Origin of the sequence: Mycobacterium sp. SMC-18, assembly GCF_045310895.1 — a bacterium.
In the GTDB taxonomy this organism is placed as follows: Bacteria; Actinomycetota; Actinomycetes; order Mycobacteriales; family Mycobacteriaceae; genus Mycobacterium.
The window spans coordinates 126,600-144,725 of record NZ_JBJIAL010000008.1; the positions used below are offsets into that span (position 1 = coordinate 126,600).

An 18,126-nucleotide genomic window follows, 5' to 3' on the forward strand; every position below is an offset into this window, starting at 1 on the left:
GGGAACGGCGGTGGTCAGCGGCGGGGGAGTCGCCCTGGTCGGTCGTCGTGTCACGACAGGTCGACCTTGCTGGCGAGCCAGCGCCCGTTCGCGTCTTGCATGGTCACGGTGACGCGGCTGCGGTCCAATTGCGGTGTGGGGGTGGTGGCGTTGCGTACCGACTGGTCGACGAACAGGATGACCTGAACTGTGTCTTTGGTCGCGGTCTTGACCGCGGCGTCGATGACGGTGCCTTGCGCAGCCGCCTTGTTCTCGACCAGCGCGCGACGCAGTTGCCCGCCGGCTGCGGTGTACAGCTGCTTGAAGTCGCCGGTGGCACCGTTGTTGACGGCGGTGAAGCTCTGGTCGATCCGGTTCGGATCGACCGTGGTCAGATTCAGTGTGAACGCCTTGGCGGCGTCCAGTGCGGCCGCTGCGGCGGCGTTGACCTGATTTTGCTGGAACAGTAGCCAGCCCTCGTAACCCGCGGCGCCCAGCGCGGTCGCGAGCGCGAGGGCGGCAAGCCGTCGCCGTGTGGTGGAGCCGCGGATCTGCGCTCGCGCGGACTCGGTGTCTGTGCTCTCAGAAGCGTCGTCTGGAGATTTCGTCATGAGCAATTCGCCCTTCGTCTTGCTGCGAAACAACGGGGCCGGACCGAACGGCGTCGGGCCGCAGTGCCACGAATTAGTACACAACAGCGATTCAATGTCAATTAGCTGCTTTAATGATCTGAGGCGAGTCGAGTCGCTCCGCTGCGGCGGTGTGATCCAATGGATTCGAGCTTTCAGGCATGCAGGAGTAGGTGAATGAAGACGACCGAGGCACCGGCAAAGCGCACTCGTGGTCGGCCGCCCGGCGGTGGCAATTCTGCTGATCAGTCGTGCGAGGCGCTCTTGGACGCGGCGGAGCGGTCGTTGCTGGAGCGTGGGTATCGCGCGTCGACGATGGAGGTCATCGCAGCGGAGGCCGGCTACACCCGGACGATGGTCTATCGCCACTTCGCCACCCGCGACGAGTTGATGGATGCGGTGCTGATGCGCCGGACGGCGCAATTGGTGGCGAGATTGGTGAAGCGCCAAGCCAGGACGGCGGGTGCCGGCGCCAAGATCGTCGAGGCCATCGTCGAGTTCGTCACCGGGATGGCGCAGGACCCGGTGTACATGATCCTCACCGATCGAAGCGATCGCGAGAACATCGCGAGTCTTCCCGCTCGCGAATCTCTGGTCGCCGCAGTGGAGGCGCTCCTCATGGGCATTCAGCACGGCGGCGGAAAGCCGTTCCTGCGCAAGGGTCTACGCCCTATCGATGCCGCACACTTTGTCATCACCTCGACGCTGGCGCTGCTGTCGGGGCTGGTGCCCGGCGGTGACGACCCGGAGCAGATTCGGCGATACGTCCGGGTGTTCGTGCTGCCGGCGCTCATGACTGACGCGCCGCCTGTCGAGGCGGTGTTCGAGGTCGGGTAACCGCCGCCCAGGAGGCTCCGCATATTGCCGATCGGCACATTTACATACCGATCGGCATCGTTTATGGTCCGGCTTTGATCTGCGTCCACGTAAGATGCAACGCGTGACTGCAGGTGTGGAGGGGCCGGCCAGGCGACGTACGCAGGCCGAGCGCAGCGCCGCCATGCGCACTCGCCTGCTGGATGCCACGGTGGAATGCCTGGTCACCTACGGTTACTCCGGCACCACGACACAGCGGGTCGCCGAGATCGCCGGCGTCACGCGCGGTGCGCAGGTCCACCACTTCCGGTCGAAGGAAGACCTGGTGGCGGCCGCTGTCGAGCATCTGGCCGAGCAGCGCGTCCAGGCTGCGATCCGTGATCTCGGACGGGTCGCGAACACTCCAGATGCAGTGTCGATGATGTTGGACTACCTGTGGGAGTCGCATCAAGGACCCATCTTTGTCGCCACGCTTGAACTTTGGGTGGCGGCGCGCACCGACCGGGTGCTGGCCGAACACATCGAGCGCGTCGAGCCCATCGTCATCGGGGCGCTGATCGGTGCACTGGCCCAATTGGTTCCGGACCGGGCCGCGCAGAAGGAACTGCGTGATCTCTCTTTCACTGCCATGGATGCGCTGCGGGGGATTCTGCTCTCGAGCTTTGTGGATCACGATATGAAGCGGGCCAAGAAGCGCTGGGACCGCGTGTGCGCGCAGCTGCGCGGACTGCTCGACGAGGCTCTCGTCGCTGAAACGCTGACCGGCGAAATCTCTTCCTGACCAGTCCTTTTCGGGGCGTTTCGGGCATCTGACCGACCTTGGCCGCAATGGGTTCCCGCTACCCTCTTGTAAAGATACAAACAGGTTGGTATGTTTCTGCCACCGCACAGAAAGAGAGGGTTCATGCCCAACAAGGTGTGTGTGATCGGCGTCGGCATGACGAAGTTCGAGAAGCCCGGCGCTCGGCTCAATCCGGACGGGTCACCCTGGGACTACCCGGACATGGCTCGCGAGTCCGGCTCAAAGGCATTGTCAGACGCGGGAATTGACTACCGTGAGGTTCAAGAGGCGTACGTGGGATATGTCTACGGGGAGTCGACGTCAGGTCAGCGGGCGGTTTACGAGCTCGGCATGACCGGCATTCCGGTCGTCAACGTCAACAACAATTGCTCGACCGGGTCCACCGCGCTGTATCTCGCGGCACGGGCGGTGCGCAGCGGCCTGGCCGACTGCGCGCTGGCTCTCGGCTTCGAGAAGATGCAGCCCGGCTCGCTCGGCTCGACCTACGACGACCGCGAGCAGCCCATGGCGAAGCACTTCCTGGCACTGGCGGAGATCTCCGAGGTGCTGTTCCCGCCGGCGCCGTGGATGTTCGGCGCGGCCGGTCGCGAGCACATGAAGCAATATGGTTCCACCGCTGAACATTTCGCCAAGATCGGGTACAAGAACCACAAGCATTCGGTCAACAACCCGTACGCGCAGTTCCAGGAGGAGTACTCCCTGGACGACATCCTGGGCGCGCGGATGATCTACGACCCGCTCACCAAGCTGCAGTGCTCGCCGACGTCGGACGGCTCCGGTGCGGCGGTCCTCGCGAGTGAGGCATTCGTCGACAAGCACGGGTTGGCCGACCGCGCGGTGGAGATCGTCGGACAGGCGATGACCACCGACTTCGAGAACAGCTTCGACGGCACCTGTAAGGCGCTGATCGGCTACCACATGAATGTCGCTGCCGCACAGCAGGTTTACGAACAGGCCGGCCTGGGCGCCGAGGACTTCCAGGTGATCGAGCTGCACGACTGCTTCAGTGCCAACGAATTGTTGCTGTACGAAGCGCTGGGGCTGTGCGGCGAAGGTGAAGCCGCGAAGCTGATCGACAACGGTGAAACCACCTACGGCGGACGTTGGGTGGTCAACCCTTCTGGCGGTCTCATCTCGAAGGGGCATCCGCTGGGCGCCACGGGCCTGGCGCAATGTGCCGAGCTCACCTGGCAGCTGCGCGGCACCGCCGACAAGCGTCAGGTCGAGAACGTCACGGCCGCGCTGCAGCACAACATCGGCCTGGGTGGGGCCGCCGTCGTCACCGCTTACCAGCGCGCCGAGCGCTGAACCGAAACATCAACGAACGCAACACAACCGATCAACAAGAACTAGGAGTACAACCATGGGACACATCGAAGCCACCAAGCAGCTGTCGGCCAGCCCGGAGGCGCTGTGGTCGATCGTTTCGGATCTCTCCACCTGGGACAAGTGGTTCACCGTCCACGAGAAGTGGCTGAGCGACGTGCCCGCGACCGTCACCCCGGGCACCACGCTGACCGCGAAGATCGTGATGCTCGGTATGGCCAACAAGATCGAATGGACGATCCAGAAGATGGACGCCCCGACTTCGTTCGCGTTGTCCGGGACCGGCATGGCGGGTGTGAAGGCGCTCTTCGAGTTCACGGTGACGCCGTCTGGTGACGGTTCGGAGTTCAAGGTGGCCGGCGATTTCGAGGGTGCGCTGGTGAAGGGCGCGCTGGCCAAGGCCGTCGAGAAGGACGGCGCCAAGCAGCTCGACAAGACGCTCGAGCAGCTCGATGCCCTCGCCACGGCGGCGGTCTGACGTGGTGGAGCCGGTAGCCGAGTTCGACAACTCGGGACTGAATGTCTGGGCCGACCCGGAGACCTTCGAGGTCACCCGGGAACGAATCGCCGAGTACGCCGCGGCGACAAACGACCCCATCGAGGCGCACCGCAGCGGTGATATCGCGCCGCCGGTGTTCGCCATCGTGCCTGCGTTCGACGCGCTGATGGGACCCGTGATCGACGTCGTCCCGATCGAGATCTTCGGTCGAATCGTCCACGGCGAACAGGATTTTCACTTCCATCGTCCGATCCGTCCGGGAGACAAGCTGACGTCGCGGGCCCGGGTGATCGGGTACGACACCGTGGATTCGGGCGCGCGGGTGTCGATTCACCTGGAGTCCCGGGCACAGGACGGCGAGCTGGTCAATGAGCAATACCTGATCGGTTTCTTCCGCGGTGTCAACGCAGGCGTGGCGGTCGGAGAACAAGTGCCCAACCACAAGTTCGACACTGCGCTGCGCGACGGAGCACCGTTGGCCAAGGTCGTGCAGCACGTCGATGCCGACCAGACCTTCCGGTACGCGCCGGCTTCCGGTGATCCGATGCCGATCCACCTGGAGGAAGAGGTGGCCAGGGACGCCGGTCTGCCGGGCATCATCGCGCACGGTCTGTGCATCATGGCGTTCACCTCATGGGCGTTGCTCACCGAGGTCGGGGGATCGGATGTGAACCGGCTCAAGCGGTTTGCGGTGCGGTTCTCGAAGATGGTGCTGCCCGGTGACGATCTCGAGACCCGGATCTGGCAGACCGGAAGCAGCGCCGGTGAGACGACCTACGCGTTCGAGACCGCGCGCAATGGAGCAGCCGGCGAGGAATTCGCCATTACCGACGGCCTGGCCGTCTTCGCCGACTAATTGACTTGAAAGGACCTCAGACATGGGAGCTTTGGCAGGACGGATCGCCGTCATCACCGGCGCCGGGCGCGGCATCGGCCGCGAACACGCGCTGCTGTTCGCGCGAGAGGGGGCCAGCGTCGTCGTCAACGACCTCGGTGGGAGCAACTCCGGTGAAGGCGCCGATGCCGGACCGGCACAGGCCGTCGTCGACGAGATCGTCGCCGCCGGCGGAAAGGCCGTCGCCAACACCGACAACATCGCCACCTGGGATGGTGCGGCCGGCCTGATCGATCAGGCGGTCAACGAGTTCGGTGGTCTCGACATCGTGGTCAACAACGCCGGGATTCTGCGTGACGGTTTCATCCCGACGCTCGAGGAATCGCAGTGGGACGCTGTGGTTTCGGTGCACCTCAAGGGCCACTTCTCGGTGCTCCGGCACGCCGCCGCCTACTGGAAGGCGCAGAGCAAGGCCGGTAATCTGCCGAACGCCTCGGTCATCAACACGGCATCGGGGTCGGGCCTGACCATCCCCAACGCGGGCCAGGCAAACTACGGCGCGGCCAAGGCGGGTATCGCGGCGTTGACGTTGGTGGCGGCCGAAGAACTCGAGCGCTATGGCGTGCGGGCCAACGCCATCGCCCCCATCGCGCGCACCCGGCTCACGCTCGCCACCCCGGGCATGGGTGCCCTGATGGCCGAACCCGATGAGGGCGAGGTCGACCTGTTCAGCCCGGCGAACATCTCGCCGCTGGTGGCCTACCTGGCGACCGAGAAATGCCCCGTCACCGGAAAGGTTTTCGCGGTGCAGGGCGGTGCGATTTCCGAACTCGGCGGCTGGCACGACGTGTCGACCATCGAGACCGACGGCCTGTGGGAGATCGACGACATCGCGGCGAGGTTGTCATGATCGAGTGGTCTGAATCCGATGAACTCATTCGCGAGAGTGTCCGCGAGTTCATCGACAAGGAGATCGAGCCGCACCGGGACGGATTGGAGCGCGGCGAGATATCGCCGTATCCGGTCGTGCGGAAACTGTTCAGCGAGTTCGGACTTGACGCGGTGGCCGCGGAAGCGATCAAGACCATGCTGGAGAAGGAGCGGGCCAAGGCCGCCGCGGTGGCTGCGGGGGAGCCGAAGCCGGAGAAGCGCGCGGGCTCGTCCGCCGGCATGGGCGATCTCGGTGGTCAGATTTCGATGGCCGCGGTGCTGGTGTCCGAGATCGCCGGGGTCAGTATCGGTCTGCTGAGCACCGTCGGTGTCAGCCTTGGATTGGGTGCGGCCACCATCGCCAGCCGCGGCACCTTGGCGCAGAAGGAGCGCTGGCTGCCCGAGCTGGTGACGCTGGAGAAGATCGCGTGCTGGGCGATCACCGAGCCGGATGCCGGCTCAGATGCGTTCGGCGGCATGAAGACCTACGTCAAGCGTGATGGGGCTGACTACATCCTCAACGGCCAGAAGACGTTCATCACCAACGGCCCCGATGCCGACGTGCTGATCGTGTACGCCAAGCTGGATGAAGGCGATCCCGATGCCGATCGCCGCAACCGCAAGGTGCTGACGTTCGTCCTCGAGGCGGGGATGCCGGGGCTGACGCAGGGCAGGGCCTTCAAGAAGATGGGCATGATGTCCTCGCCGACGGGCGAGCTGTTCTTCGACAACGTGCGCATCACGCCGGACCGTCTGCTCGGCGAGACCGAAGATCACGGCGGCGGCGACGGGCGGGAAAGCGCCCGGGCGAATTTCGTCGCCGAACGGCTCGGCGTCGCGCTGATGGCGTTGGGAATCATCAACGAATGCCACCGGCGTTGCCTCGACTACGCCAGGACCCGCACGCTCTGGGGCCAGAACATCGGGCAGTTCCAGCTGATCCAGCTCAAGCTGGCCAAGATGGAGATCGCCCGAATCAACGTGCAGAACATGGTGTTCCAGACGCTGGAGAAGGTGCAGGCCGGCAAGATTCCGGCGCTGTCGGAGGCCTCCGCCGTCAAGCTGTACTCGTCGGAGGTCGCGACCGAGGTGGCCATGGACGCCGTGCAGCTGTTCGGTGGCAACGGTTACATGGCCGAGTACCGCGTCGAACAACTTGCCCGGGATGCCAAGTCACTGATGATCTATGCGGGCAGCAATGAGGTCCAGGTGACCCACATTGCGAAGGGGCTGCTCGCCGGATGAGAACCGCGGCCCCACTCACCATGATGGCGATTGTCGATCGGCTGACTGCGAACTCGGCTGCACGCATGACTTTCGGTGTCGCCCTGCGGCTGCTGACCGCCAACCCGTGGTTGATCACCCGGCTGCGGCCGGCCGCGAACACCGCGATCGTCGGCCTCAGCCCCGTGGCCGCCGGAACTCGGGTCGAGCCGGTCGACGCGCCACTGCGTGGTGAGTGGGTCCGCGCTCCGGGCGCCCGCGACGACGCGGGCGTCGTGCTGGTGCTCCACGGCAGCGGCTACCTGATCTGCTCACCGCGCACGCATCGCGGATTCGCGTCGTACCTCTCGCAGCATTCGGGGCTGCCGGCCTTGGTCATCGGTTATCCGCTGGCTCCGGAGAACACCTTTCCCGCGGCCGAGGACTCGGCGATGGCCGCGTATCGGTGGCTACTGGTCCAGGGTTACGACCCACGCAAAGTGGTGATCGCCGGCGATTCGGCGGGCGGTCACCTCGCGGTGGCGACAGCCCTGCGGGCAAAGCGGGAACGGCTACCGGCACCGGCGGCCCTGGCGTTGTGGGGCCCGTTGATCGACCCGGCCTACCGAGCGCCGATGGCTGACCCGCGGGTGCGCCGGCAGCCGTTCGACCCACGGGGCGCCGCCCGTGCCGTGGCGTTGTACGTGGGTGGCGCCGATATCGAGGACCCACGGCTGTGCCTGCTGAACGCTGACCTCGCGACCCTGCCGCCCATTCAGTTGCACTATGGCACAAGGGAAGTGATGCGTGCCGATGCCGAGGCGTTCGCTGCCCGGGTCGTGGCCGCCGGGGGCCACTGCGAGCAACGCGTCTGGCCGGGACTGGCGCACGCCTATTGGATGTTTCCGCGCACCCGCGACGGAAGTCTGGACAGCATGACGGCAGGCGGTGAGTTTCTCCGGGCGGCCGTGACGCAGCCCGGCCGGCCCGTGGCACAGGACTGAAGGACGTGATGACACAGCTACTGGATCAGGTGCGCGATGTGGTCGAGGCCGCCATCGTGTTGCAGCGCAGGGGATTGGTGGACGTCTGTCGACCGCTGGACGCGATAGCCGCATCCCGGGGCCTGCGGCGCTACGGGTCGTTCGGTGGGTTGGTGGGACACGTCGCATCGCGTTACGGCGATGCCCCGGCTCTCACAGATGAGGACGGCACGCTGAGCTTCGCCGACCTGGAAGCGACGTCGAACGGATTGGCGCGGGGCCTGGCCGGCCGCGGGATCGGGGCAGGCGCCGTGATCGGCCTGATCGCACGAAACCACCGCGCGCTGATGCTGTCGCTGTTCGCCGCCGGAAAGGTCGGCGCCAGAGTGGTTCTGCTCAACACCGGGTTCGCGGCGCCGCAGCTGGCCGACGTGTGCAAGCGGGAGAACGTCACCGCGGTGATCGCCGACGACGAGTTCACCGACCTGATCGATGTCCTGCCGTTCGAGGTCGACCGCATCGGCTGGTCCGGCGTGAGCGGCCTGGCGGCGCTCGCCGCGGGCCGGTCGACGGCACCGTTGCCCGCGCCGGCCTCGGTCGGGGGCATGGTCCTGCTGACCAGTGGCACCACCGGCACGCCGAAGGGTGCGCCGCGGAACAAGGTCAGCCCGTTGCAGTCCGCGCAACTACTGGACCGGATTCCGTGGCCGTCGGGCGGTGCCTACTACGTCGCCGCCCCGATGTTCCATGCCACTGGATTGGCCACCTGCGCTTTGGGTTTGGCGCTCGGTAACCGTGTCGTGCTCGCGCGCCGGTTCGGTCCCGAGGCGACGCTCGCGGCGATCGAACGCCACCGGGTGGGGGCGCTCATCGTCGTCCCCACGATGCTGACCCGGATTCTCGACCTCGGCGCCGAGGTCCTGGCGCGTCATGACACGTCGTCGCTGCGGGTCGTGTTCACCGCGGGTTCGGCGCTGTCCCCGGATCTGTGCCGCCGCACCATGGACGCTTTCGGTGACGTGCTCTACAACCTCTACGGGTCGACGGAGGTCGCCGTCGCGGCGGTCGCCACTCCGAGCGAATTGCGCAGCGCTCCGGGCACTGTGGGGCGGCCGCCGGTCGGCTGCACCCTCGCCGCGTACGACGAGCAGCGCCGCCGGATCACCGAACCCGGCCGCAGCGGAACACTTTTCGTCTCCAGCGGTCTCAGCTTCGCCGGTTACACCGACGGCGGTAACAAGGAGTCCGTCGACGGCTTGCTGTCATCGGGTGACACCGGCCACTTCGACGAGAACGGATTGTGGTTCGTCGACGGCAGGGACGACGAAATGATCGTGTCCGGCGGTGAGAACGTCTTCCCGTTGGAGGTCGAGAATCTGCTCGCCGGCCATCCCGCGGTGGTGGAAACCTCGGTCGTCGGCGTGGACGACGCCGAGTTCGGAAAGCGGTTGTGTGCGTTCGTGGTACGCCGCCCCGGCGCCGAACTCGACGCCGACGAGGTCAAGAGCTACGTCCGGGCCGGCCTCGCGCGGCACAAAGTGCCGCGTGATGTCGTGTTCGTCGACATCCTGCCCCGCAACGAGACCGGCAAGGTGCTCAAGGCGCAATTGCAGAAGGCGATGGAGCGATGACCAAGAAGCACAACGACATTCGCGGCCGCGTGGTGGCGATCACCGGCGGTGCCAGGGGTATCGGACGCGCGACCGGCCTGGCGTTCCTGCGCGCCGGTGCGCGGGTCGCCCTCGGTGACGTCGACGTCGAGCTGGTCGAGAAGACGGCCGCCGAATTCGCCGCCACTGGCGAACAGGTCTGCGGACTACACCTCGATGTCACGAGCCGGGCGTCGTTCGCGGATTTCCTCGACGACGTCGAGAGCCGGCTGGGACCCGTCGACATTCTGATCAACAACGCCGGCATCATGCCCACGGGGCTGTTCGCCGACGAGACCGACGAGATGACCGACCGCATGGTCGCCATCAATCTCGGAGGCGTGCTGAACGGATCGAAACAGGCCGCCATCCGGATGCGTGGGCGCGGCGGTCACATCGTGAACGTCGCCTCACTGGCCGGCGTCAGTGCGTTCCCCGGTCTCGCCACCTACTGCGCCACCAAGCATGCCGTCGTCGGATTCACCGAGACCCTGCACCTCGAACTCGCCGCCGCCGGCATCGACGTCACCGCGGTGCTCCCGGGTGTCGTGCACACCGAGCTCTCGGCGGGCCACAGCGCCCCGCGGTGGATTCAGCCCATCAGCGAAGTGGAACCCGACGACGTGGCGGCGGCCATCGTCGAGGCCGTCACGCGAGGTAGATCGAAAGTGGCTGTGCCGCAAGCACTCGGCGCGATGATCAAGATCCTGGGCGCGCTGCCGGACGGTGCCCGGCACTGGATTTCCCACACCGCGCACTTCGACACCGCGTTCACCCATACCGACGCCGCGGTGCGCGCGGCGTACCACAGCAGACTCCAGCATTGACCGAAAGGCGCCAACGTTGACTTCAGCCACGGCCACCATCACGGTCTGTTCTCCGGCTGATGGCCGGGTCATCGATTCGGTACCGGCGATGAGCGTCGAGGCGGTGGCCGCGGTGATCGCGGACCTCCGTGTCGAACAGGCCGGGTGGGCCGGCCTGTCGCCGCGAGCGCGGGCAGCGCATCTGCTGAAATACCGGGACTGGTTGCTGGACAACGAATGTCGGCTGGCGGTGACGCTGCAGCGCGAGACCGGCAAGCCATGGGCCGAGGCCAATCTCGAGATCCCGTACATCGTGGATGCGATCAACTACTACGCGCGGACCGCACCCGGATTGCTCGCGGACCGCACGCCGCCGCGCCACGGCATGATCGCGGCGACCAAACGCCAACTTCTGGTGCAGCGGCCGTACCCGGTCGTGGGTGTGATCACCCCGTGGAACTTCCCGCTGGGGCTGTCGCTGCTGGATGCCGTGCCCGCGTTGCTCGCCGGGGCCGCCGTGGTGGTCAAGCCCTCGGAGTTCACCCCGTTGACGGTGGCAGCGGCGGTTGACGGCTGGAAAGCCGTTGGGGCGCCGCGGGTTCTGGAGTGCGTGACCGGTGCCGCGGAGACCGGGGCGGCTGTCGTCGACAACGTCGACTACATGCAGTTCACGGGGTCGACGCGAACCGGTAAGGCCATCGCGCATGCAGCAGCGGAGCGGTTGATTCCGTGCGGTCTGGAACTCGGCGGCAAGGACGCGATGATCGTGCTCGACGACGCGGACGTGGCGCGGGCGGCGAATGCGGCGGTGTGGGGCGGCATGGCCAATTCGGGGCAGATGTGTACCTCGGTCGAACGGGTCTACGTGCAGGCGGGTGTGTACGACGAGTTCGTCGGTCTCGTTGTCGAGAAGCTGAAAGCCTTGCGCGTGGGGGAGGACGACCAGCAATTCCGGTATGACGTGGGGCCGTTGGCCACCGAGGCGCAGCTGGCGATCGTGCAACAGCACGTGGACGATGCGGTGGCCCGCGGCGCCACGGTGCTGACCGGCGGCGCACGGGTCGAGAGCACCGGCTTCTTCGAGCCCACGGTCCTGGTCGAGGTCGACCACTCGATGCTGTGTATGCAGCGGGAGACGTTCGGTCCGACGCTGCCGATCATGAAGGTGCGGGACGAAGACGAGGCGGTCCGGCTGGCCAACCACTCGGATTACGGCTTGTCGGCGACGGTGTTCTGCGGCAACAGAACTCGGGCGGAACGAGTGGCGTGCCGGCTCGATGTCGGCGCGGTGAACATCAACGACGTGTTCGGCAATCTGTTCACGCTGTCGTTGCCGCAGGGCGGCTGGAAGCAGTCCGGGCTGGGCCGCCGTAACGGCGCCGATGCCGTGCTCAAATACGCACGGCCGCAGGCGATCGTGTCCGCTCGTGTGCAACCGGACAGCGAGTTCATCTGGTACCCGTACACCGCGATTCGCGGGGCCATCGTGCACCGCGTGGGGCGTCTTCTCGGTGCCCGCGATCTGCTTCGCAGGCTCGGCTGACCGGCACAACGGCAGGCCGACAGGGCCACCTGGATCAGGCGACGACCCAGATCGCTTCCGCCGCCGGGCTGCCCAGGTCGACGGTCGTCGTGTCGTCGTTCACGGCGTCGGCAGCCGTGACCGCCACCGAGATCATCCCGGCGAAGTCGCGCCGGGCCACCACGCGCAGATGTGAATCGAGCGTGATCCCGACGCTGTCGAAGTACCGCAACATTTCGGGGTCGTGATCGGAAATCCGGGCGACCGTGCCGGCGTCGCCGTCCGCGCACGCGGACAGCTGCCGGGCGGGGGGAGTCGGCACCTGGCCGTCGGCCGCGGGGATCGGGTCGCCGTGCGGGTCGCGGGTGGGGAAGCCGAGCTTGGCGTCGATGCGGTCCAGCATCCGGTCCGACACCGCGTGCTCGAGCACCTCGGCTTCGTCGTGCACCTCGTCCCAGCCGTAGCCGAGCTCGCGCACCAGGAACGTCTCCATCAAGCGGTGCCGTCGCACCATGGCCAGCGCCGCGCTGCGGCCGGTGTCGGTGAGCGTCACCGCGCCGTACTTCTCGTGGTGCACCAGGCCCTGATCGGCAAGCTTGCGAATCGACTCGGAGGCCGTCGAGGCCGACACCCCGATGCGTTCTGCCAGCATTTTCGTGCTGACTTTCTCGCGCGACCACTCCTGCGCGGTCCAGATGACCTTGAGGTAGTCCTGGGCAACCGGGGATAGATCCGGCGGGTTGCCACCGTCTTCTGCAGGACTCACAGCACAAAGTTTAGGCAATCGTCACCTCATCCGGGGATCTCACGGTGCCTGCCGCGGCGGCGCGCCGTAGGCTTGCGGTCGTGCAACGCTGGCGTGGGCAGGACGAGATCCCCACGGATTGGGGCCGATGTGTGCTCACCATCGGAGTGTTCGATGGCGTACATCGTGGACATGCAGAACTGATCAGCCATGCGGTGAAGGCCGGCCGGTCTCGCGGCGTACCCACGGTGCTGATGACGTTCGATCCGCATCCGATGGAAGTGGTCCTCCCGGGCAGTCATCCCGCGCAGCTGACGACGCTGACCCGCCGGGCCGAACTGGTCGAGGAACTCGGCGTCGACGTGTTCCTGGTGATGCCCTTCACCACCGACTTCATGAAGCTGACCCCCGAGCGGTACGTCCACGAGCTGCTCGTCGAGCGCCTGCACGTCCTCGAGGTCGTGGTCGGGGAAAACTTCACCTTCGGCAAGAAGGCCGGTGGCAACGTGCCGCTGCTGCGCAAGGCCGGCGAGCGCTTCGGCTTCGCGGTCGAGGGCATCTCGCTGGTGGCCGAGCACCACCAGGCCGAGACCGTCACCTTCTCGTCGACCTACATCCGGTCGTGCGTGGACGCCGGTGACATGGCCGCCGCGACCGAGGCCCTGGGCCGCCCGCACCGCGTAGAGGGCGTCGTCGTCCGGGGTGACGGCCGCGGCCGTGGGCTGGGATTCCCGACCGCCAACGTCGCCCCGCCCATGCACTCGGCGATCCCGGCAGACGGCGTCTACGCCGCGTGGTTCACCGTCCTGGGGCACGGGCCGTCGGTTGGCACCGTGACGCCGGGGGAGCGCTACCAGGCCGCGGTGTCGGTGGGTACCAATCCGACGTTCTCCGGGCGTACGCGCACCGTCGAGGCCTTCGTGCTCGACACCGAGGCAGACCTGTACGGACAGCACGTGGCGGTCGACTTCGTCTCGCGGATCCGCGGCCAGGAGAAGTTCGAGTCGGTGGACGACCTGGTCGTGGCCATGGACCGCGATACGCAGCGGGCTCGCGCGATTCTGGTTCCGCAGTAGCTTCCTGATAAACTGCCCGACGCGCGTGCTGCAGTTCGCGGCGGCCGCGCCCTCGTTGTTCTTCGCGGACCGAATTGATGGAGTTGTTTCGTGGCACTCACTGCCGAGCAGAAAAAAGAGATCCTGGGTCAGTACGGCCTGCATGAGACCGACACCGGTTCGCCGGAGGCTCAGGTCGCCCTGCTGACCAAGCGCATCTCGGACCTGACCGAGCACCTCAAGCAGCATAAGCACGACCACCACAGCCGTCGTGGCCTGCTGCTGCTGGTCGGCCGTCGCCGCCGGCTGCTCAAGTACGTCGCTCAGGTCGACGTCGCGCGGTACCGCTCGCTGATCGAGCGTCTGGGTCTGCGTCGCTGACGCACCACTGATTCACCACCATCGCCAGGTCTGCTCCGGCAGGCCTGGCGATGGCTGTTGGTACGGGTAGTAACATAAAACTGTTTTGGGCCCAGCGCCCAAGACGTCGGAACGTCACACAGCGTCCGCCTGAACCTCGTGGGGCGGTCTTCGGTAGTGGCTGTCGGGTTTGACTCCCGGCCGCTTCGATCGACGGCCGTCAGCAGTAAGCGGGATGGTTTTCGGGTTTTCTGGATGCTCGCGTGTGACGATGCGACAGCAGTAACAAAGAGGAACCAGAAAAAACGGAACCCGCATAGGGCGGGCCCAGAGAGGTTATTGCGACATCCATGTCTGCAGTTGAAATTGAAGAGGGCGTGTTCGAGTCGACCGCCGTCATCGACAACGGGAGCTTCGGCACCCGCACCATCCGCTTCGAGACCGGCCGTCTGGCACGTCAGGCCGCCGGCTCCGTCGTCGCCTACCTGGACGACGAGACCATGCTCCTGTCGGCCACCACGGCCAGCAAGAGCCCCAAGGACCACTTCGACTTCTTCCCCCTGACGGTGGATGTCGAGGAGCGCATGTACGCCGCGGGCCGCATCCCCGGCTCGTTCTTCCGTCGCGAGGGCCGGCCCTCCACCGACGCGATCCTGACCTGCCGCCTGATCGACCGGCCGCTGCGCCCGTCGTTCGTGTCGGGCCTGCGCAACGAAATCCAGGTCGTCGTCACCGTGCTGAGCCTGGACCCCAAGGACCTGTACGACGTCGTGGCCATCAACGCCGCGTCGGCGTCCACCCAGCTGGCCGGTCTGCCGTTCTCCGGTCCGGTCGGTGGCGTCCGCGTCGCGCTGATCGAGGGTCAGTGGGTCGCGTTCCCGACCAACGAGCAGCTCGAGAAGGCTGTCTTCGACATGGTCGTCGCCGGCCGCAAGGTTGAAGGTGACGTCGCGATCATGATGGTCGAGGCCGAGGCCACCGACAACGTGATCGACCTGATCGCCGGTGGCGCCGGCGCCCCCACCGAGGCCGTCGTGGCCGAGGGCCTGGAGGCCGCCAAGCCGTTCATCGCCGCACTGTGCACCGCCCAGGCCGAGCTGGCCGAGGCTGCCGCCAAGGAGACCGGCGAATTCCCGCTGTTCCCCGACTACGCCGACGACGCCTTCCAGGCCGTCGCCGCGGTGGCCACCGACGCGCTGTCGCAGGCGCTGACCATCGCAAGCAAGCAGGAGCGTGAAGAGCGCACCGACGAGATCAAGGTCGAGGTGCTCAGCCGGTTGGCCGAGACCTACGCCGGCCGCGAGAAGGAGATCGGCGCGGCGTTCCGCTCGCTGACCAAGAAGCTGGTTCGCCAGCGCATCCTGACCGACCACTTCCGCATCGACGGCCGTGGCATCACCGACATCCGCGCCCTGAGCGCCGAGGTCGCCGTGATCCCGCGGGCGCACGGCAGCGCGCTGTTCGAGCGCGGCGAGACCCAGATCATGGGTATCACCACGCTGGACATGATCAAGATGGCTCAGCAGATCGACTCGCTCGGTCCCGAGACCACCAAGCGCTACATGCACCACTACAACTTCCCGCCGTACTCGACCGGTGAGACCGGCCGCGTGGGTTCGCCCAAGCGCCGCGAGATCGGCCACGGTGCGCTGGCCGAGCGGGCCCTGATGCCGGTGCTGCCGAGCGTCGAGGAGTTCCCGTACGCCATCCGTCAGGTCTCGGAAGCGTTGGGCTCCAACGGTTCCACCTCGATGGGCTCGGTCTGTGCCTCGACCCTGGCGCTGCTGAACGCCGGTGTGCCGCTGAAGGCCCCGGTTGCCGGTATCGCCATGGGCCTGGTGTCCGACGAGGTCGACGGTGAGACCCGCTACGTCGCCTTGACCGACATCCTGGGCGCCGAAGATGCCTTCGGCGACATGGACTTCAAGGTCGCCGGCACCAAGGACTTCGTCACCGCCCTGCAGCTGGACACCAAGCTGGACGGCATCCCGTCCAAGGTGCTGGCCGGTGCCCTGGCCCAGGCCAAGGACGCGCGTCTGACCATCCTGGACGTGATGGCCGAGGCCATCGACGAGCCGGACGAGATGAGCCCGTACGCGCCGCGCATCACCACCATCAAGGTGCCGGTCGACAAGATCGGTGAGGTGATCGGGCCCAAGGGCAAGGTGATCAACCAGATCACCGAGGAGACCGGTGCGAACATCTCCATCGAGGACGACGGCACCGTGTTCGTCGGCGCCTCGAACGGCGAGGCGGCGCAGGCGGCGATCGACAAGATCAACGCCATCGCCAACCCGCAGCTGCCCAAGATCGGTGAGCGGTTCCTCGGCACGGTGGTCAAGACCACTGATTTTGGCGCCTTCGTGTCCCTATTGCCGGGCCGTGACGGTCTGGTGCACATCTCCAAGCTCGGCAAGGGCAAGCGCGTCGCGAAGGTCGAGGACGTCGTGAACGTCGGCGACAAGCTGCGCGTGGAGATCGCGGACATCTCCGCGGACAACCGTGGCAAGGGTCAGAAGATCTCGCTGATCCTCGTGGATGAAGAGGGTGCGGCAGCGGCGGATACGACCGCCGATGCCGCTGCCGAATCGGAGACTGCACCGGCAGATGCCGCGCCTGCAAACTCCTAAATCGACAACGCGCGACGGCCGGGGTTCTGCAGCGACATCGCTGCAGGCCCCGGCCGCCGTGCGCAAGACCAACCTCCCGGGCGGGCTGCGGGTCGTCACCGAACACCTGCCGCACGTGCACTCGGCATCCGTCGGTGTGTGGGTCAACGTCGGTTCACGCGACGAGGGCCCGAGTGTCGCCGGGGCCGCGCACTTCCTGGAACACCTGCTGTTCAAGTCGACCCCGACGCGTACCGCTGTCGAGATCGCCCAGTCGATGGATGCCGTCGGCGGTGAGCTGAACGCCTTCACCGCGCGCGAGCACACCTGCTACTACGCCCACGTGCTGGACAGCGATCTCGGGCTGGCCATCGACCTGGTATCGGACGTCGTGCTCAACGGCCGTTGTGCGGCAAGCGATGTCGAGCTGGAACGCGACGTGGTGCTCGAAGAGATCGCCATGCGCGACGACGATCCCGAGGACACCCTCGCGGACGTCTTCCTCGGCTCCATGTTCGGCAACCACCCCGTGGGTCGTCCGGTGATCGGCAGCATCGATTCGATCACGTCGATGACCCGCAACCAGCTGCACTCGTTCCACGTCCGCCGGTACACCCCGGACCGGATGGTCGTCGCCGTCGCCGGCAATGTCAACCATGACGAAGTTGTGTCCATGGTGCGCAAGCACTTTCGGCCGCACCTGGTGCGTGGCCGCAAGCCCGTGCCGCCGCGTAAGGGCGCCGGCCGCGTGCCGGGCACCCCGACGCTGCAGTTCGTCAAACGTGACTCGGAGCAGGCCCACATGTACCTGGGTGTGCGTACGCCGGGGCGCAACTGGGAACACCGCTGGGCGCTGTCGGTGCTCAACACCGCGCTCGGTGGCGGGTTGAGTTCGCGGCTGTTCCAGCAGATCCGGGAGAACCGTGGTCTGGCCTACTCGGTGTACTCCACCATCGACACGTTCTCCGATGCCGGTGCGCTGTCGGTGTACTCGGCGTGCCTGCCCGACCGCTTCGACGAAGTGGTCCGCGTGACCACCGACGTGCTGGAAGATGTTGCGCGCGAAGGCATCACCGCCGACGAATTGCGTATCGCCAAGGGCTCGATGCGCGGCGGTCTGGTTCTCGGGCTGGAGGATTCCGGTTCCCGCATGCACCGCATCGGCCGAGCCGAGCTGAACTACGGCAACCACAAGTCGATCTCGGACACGCTCGCGTCGATCGACGCGGTCACCCTCGAAGAGGTCAACGCCGTTGCGCGCGAACTGCTGACGCGGCCCTTCGGTGCCGCGGTACTGGGCCCGCACCGGTCCAAGCGCTCACTGCCGAAGCAGCTGCGCGCCATCGGCTAGGGATTTGTGCACGATTATCCGCGCAGG

17 protein-coding genes are annotated in these 18,126 nt (G+C 66.4%); 15 read left to right on the forward strand and 2 right to left on the reverse strand.

Features of this window, described 5'->3' with window-relative positions:
* Nucleotides 1-50 precede the first annotated feature (50 nt).
* The gene (locus ACJH6J_RS09705; protein ID WP_406803887.1) at nt 51-590 is read right to left on the reverse strand and encodes an Mce protein; all 540 of its coding nucleotides are present in this window, start codon (nt 588-590) and stop codon (nt 51-53) included.
* Between the two features lie 195 nt (nt 591-785).
* On the opposite strand from ACJH6J_RS09705, the gene ACJH6J_RS09710 reads away from it, so the two are divergent.
* The 11 genes from ACJH6J_RS09710 (at nt 786) to ACJH6J_RS09760 (ending at nt 12,000) form a co-directional block, all read left to right on the forward strand.
* Nucleotides 786-1,445 carry a TetR/AcrR family transcriptional regulator gene (locus ACJH6J_RS09710; protein WP_346414962.1) on the forward strand — a complete coding sequence of 220 codons (660 nt, stop codon included), beginning with the start codon at nt 786-788 and terminating at the stop codon, nt 1,443-1,445.
* Between the two features lie 94 nt (nt 1,446-1,539).
* The gene (locus tag ACJH6J_RS09715) at nt 1,540-2,205 is read left to right on the forward strand and encodes a TetR/AcrR family transcriptional regulator (RefSeq protein WP_406803888.1); all 666 of its coding nucleotides are present in this window, start codon (nt 1,540-1,542) and stop codon (nt 2,203-2,205) included.
* 123 nt (nt 2,206-2,328) lie between these two features.
* Nucleotides 2,329-3,534 (forward strand): lipid-transfer protein, encoded by a 1,206-nt coding sequence (locus tag ACJH6J_RS09720; protein ID WP_406803889.1) that lies wholly within the window; start codon nt 2,329-2,331, stop codon nt 3,532-3,534.
* A 55-nt stretch (nt 3,535-3,589) separates the two neighbouring features.
* Nucleotides 3,590-4,030 (forward strand): SRPBCC family protein, encoded by a 441-nt coding sequence (locus ACJH6J_RS09725; protein ID WP_212811777.1) that lies wholly within the window; start codon nt 3,590-3,592, stop codon nt 4,028-4,030.
* On the forward strand, nt 4,005-4,907 hold the full coding sequence (locus ACJH6J_RS09730) for a MaoC/PaaZ C-terminal domain-containing protein (protein ID WP_406803890.1): 903 nt from the start codon (nt 4,005-4,007) through the stop codon (nt 4,905-4,907). Before ACJH6J_RS09725 ends, ACJH6J_RS09730 begins: the two co-directional genes overlap by 26 nt.
* Nucleotides 4,908-4,929: 22 nt before the next feature.
* Complete coding sequence (locus tag ACJH6J_RS09735) at nt 4,930-5,796, forward strand: SDR family oxidoreductase (RefSeq protein ID WP_406803891.1); 867 nt, start codon at nt 4,930-4,932, stop codon at nt 5,794-5,796.
* The gene (locus tag ACJH6J_RS09740) at nt 5,793-7,061 is read left to right on the forward strand and encodes an acyl-CoA dehydrogenase family protein (protein ID WP_406803892.1); all 1,269 of its coding nucleotides are present in this window, start codon (nt 5,793-5,795) and stop codon (nt 7,059-7,061) included. The genes ACJH6J_RS09735 and ACJH6J_RS09740 overlap by 4 nt, the downstream gene beginning before the upstream one ends.
* A gap of 65 nt (nt 7,062-7,126) precedes the next feature.
* Complete coding sequence (locus tag ACJH6J_RS09745; protein WP_406803893.1) at nt 7,127-8,023, forward strand: alpha/beta hydrolase; 897 nt, start codon at nt 7,127-7,129, stop codon at nt 8,021-8,023.
* A gap of 8 nt (nt 8,024-8,031) precedes the next feature.
* Nucleotides 8,032-9,633 carry an acyl-CoA synthetase gene (locus tag ACJH6J_RS09750; protein ID WP_406803894.1) on the forward strand — a complete coding sequence of 534 codons (1,602 nt, stop codon included), beginning with the start codon at nt 8,032-8,034 and terminating at the stop codon, nt 9,631-9,633.
* Complete coding sequence (locus ACJH6J_RS09755) at nt 9,630-10,478, forward strand: SDR family oxidoreductase (protein WP_406803895.1); 849 nt, start codon at nt 9,630-9,632, stop codon at nt 10,476-10,478. Before ACJH6J_RS09750 ends, ACJH6J_RS09755 begins: the two co-directional genes overlap by 4 nt.
* Before the next feature lie 16 nt (nt 10,479-10,494).
* On the forward strand, nt 10,495-12,000 hold the full coding sequence (locus ACJH6J_RS09760; protein WP_406803896.1) for an aldehyde dehydrogenase family protein: 1,506 nt from the start codon (nt 10,495-10,497) through the stop codon (nt 11,998-12,000).
* A 34-nt stretch (nt 12,001-12,034) separates the two neighbouring features.
* On the opposite strand, the gene mntR is transcribed toward ACJH6J_RS09760, so the two are convergent.
* On the reverse strand, nt 12,035-12,745 hold the full coding sequence (gene mntR, locus ACJH6J_RS09765; protein WP_212811769.1) for a metal-dependent transcriptional regulator: 711 nt from the start codon (nt 12,743-12,745) through the stop codon (nt 12,035-12,037).
* An 80-nt stretch (nt 12,746-12,825) separates the two neighbouring features.
* Between mntR and ACJH6J_RS09770 the strand changes: the two genes are divergently transcribed.
* From ACJH6J_RS09770 to ACJH6J_RS09785, 4 genes are all read left to right on the forward strand, one after another.
* Nucleotides 12,826-13,800, forward strand: a complete 975-nt coding sequence (locus ACJH6J_RS09770; RefSeq protein WP_212811768.1) for a bifunctional riboflavin kinase/FAD synthetase — start codon at nt 12,826-12,828, stop codon at nt 13,798-13,800.
* Nucleotides 13,801-13,890: 90 nt separating this feature from the next.
* Nucleotides 13,891-14,160 carry a 30S ribosomal protein S15 gene (rpsO, locus tag ACJH6J_RS09775; RefSeq protein ID WP_020101924.1) on the forward strand — a complete coding sequence of 90 codons (270 nt, stop codon included), beginning with the start codon at nt 13,891-13,893 and terminating at the stop codon, nt 14,158-14,160.
* 329 nt (nt 14,161-14,489) lie between these two features.
* Complete coding sequence (locus ACJH6J_RS09780) at nt 14,490-16,769, forward strand: polyribonucleotide nucleotidyltransferase (protein WP_406803897.1); 2,280 nt, start codon at nt 14,490-14,492, stop codon at nt 16,767-16,769.
* Nucleotides 16,747-18,099 (forward strand): pitrilysin family protein, encoded by a 1,353-nt coding sequence (locus tag ACJH6J_RS09785; protein WP_318984342.1) that lies wholly within the window; start codon nt 16,747-16,749, stop codon nt 18,097-18,099. Before ACJH6J_RS09780 ends, ACJH6J_RS09785 begins: the two co-directional genes overlap by 23 nt.
* Nucleotides 18,100-18,126 lie beyond the last annotated feature (27 nt).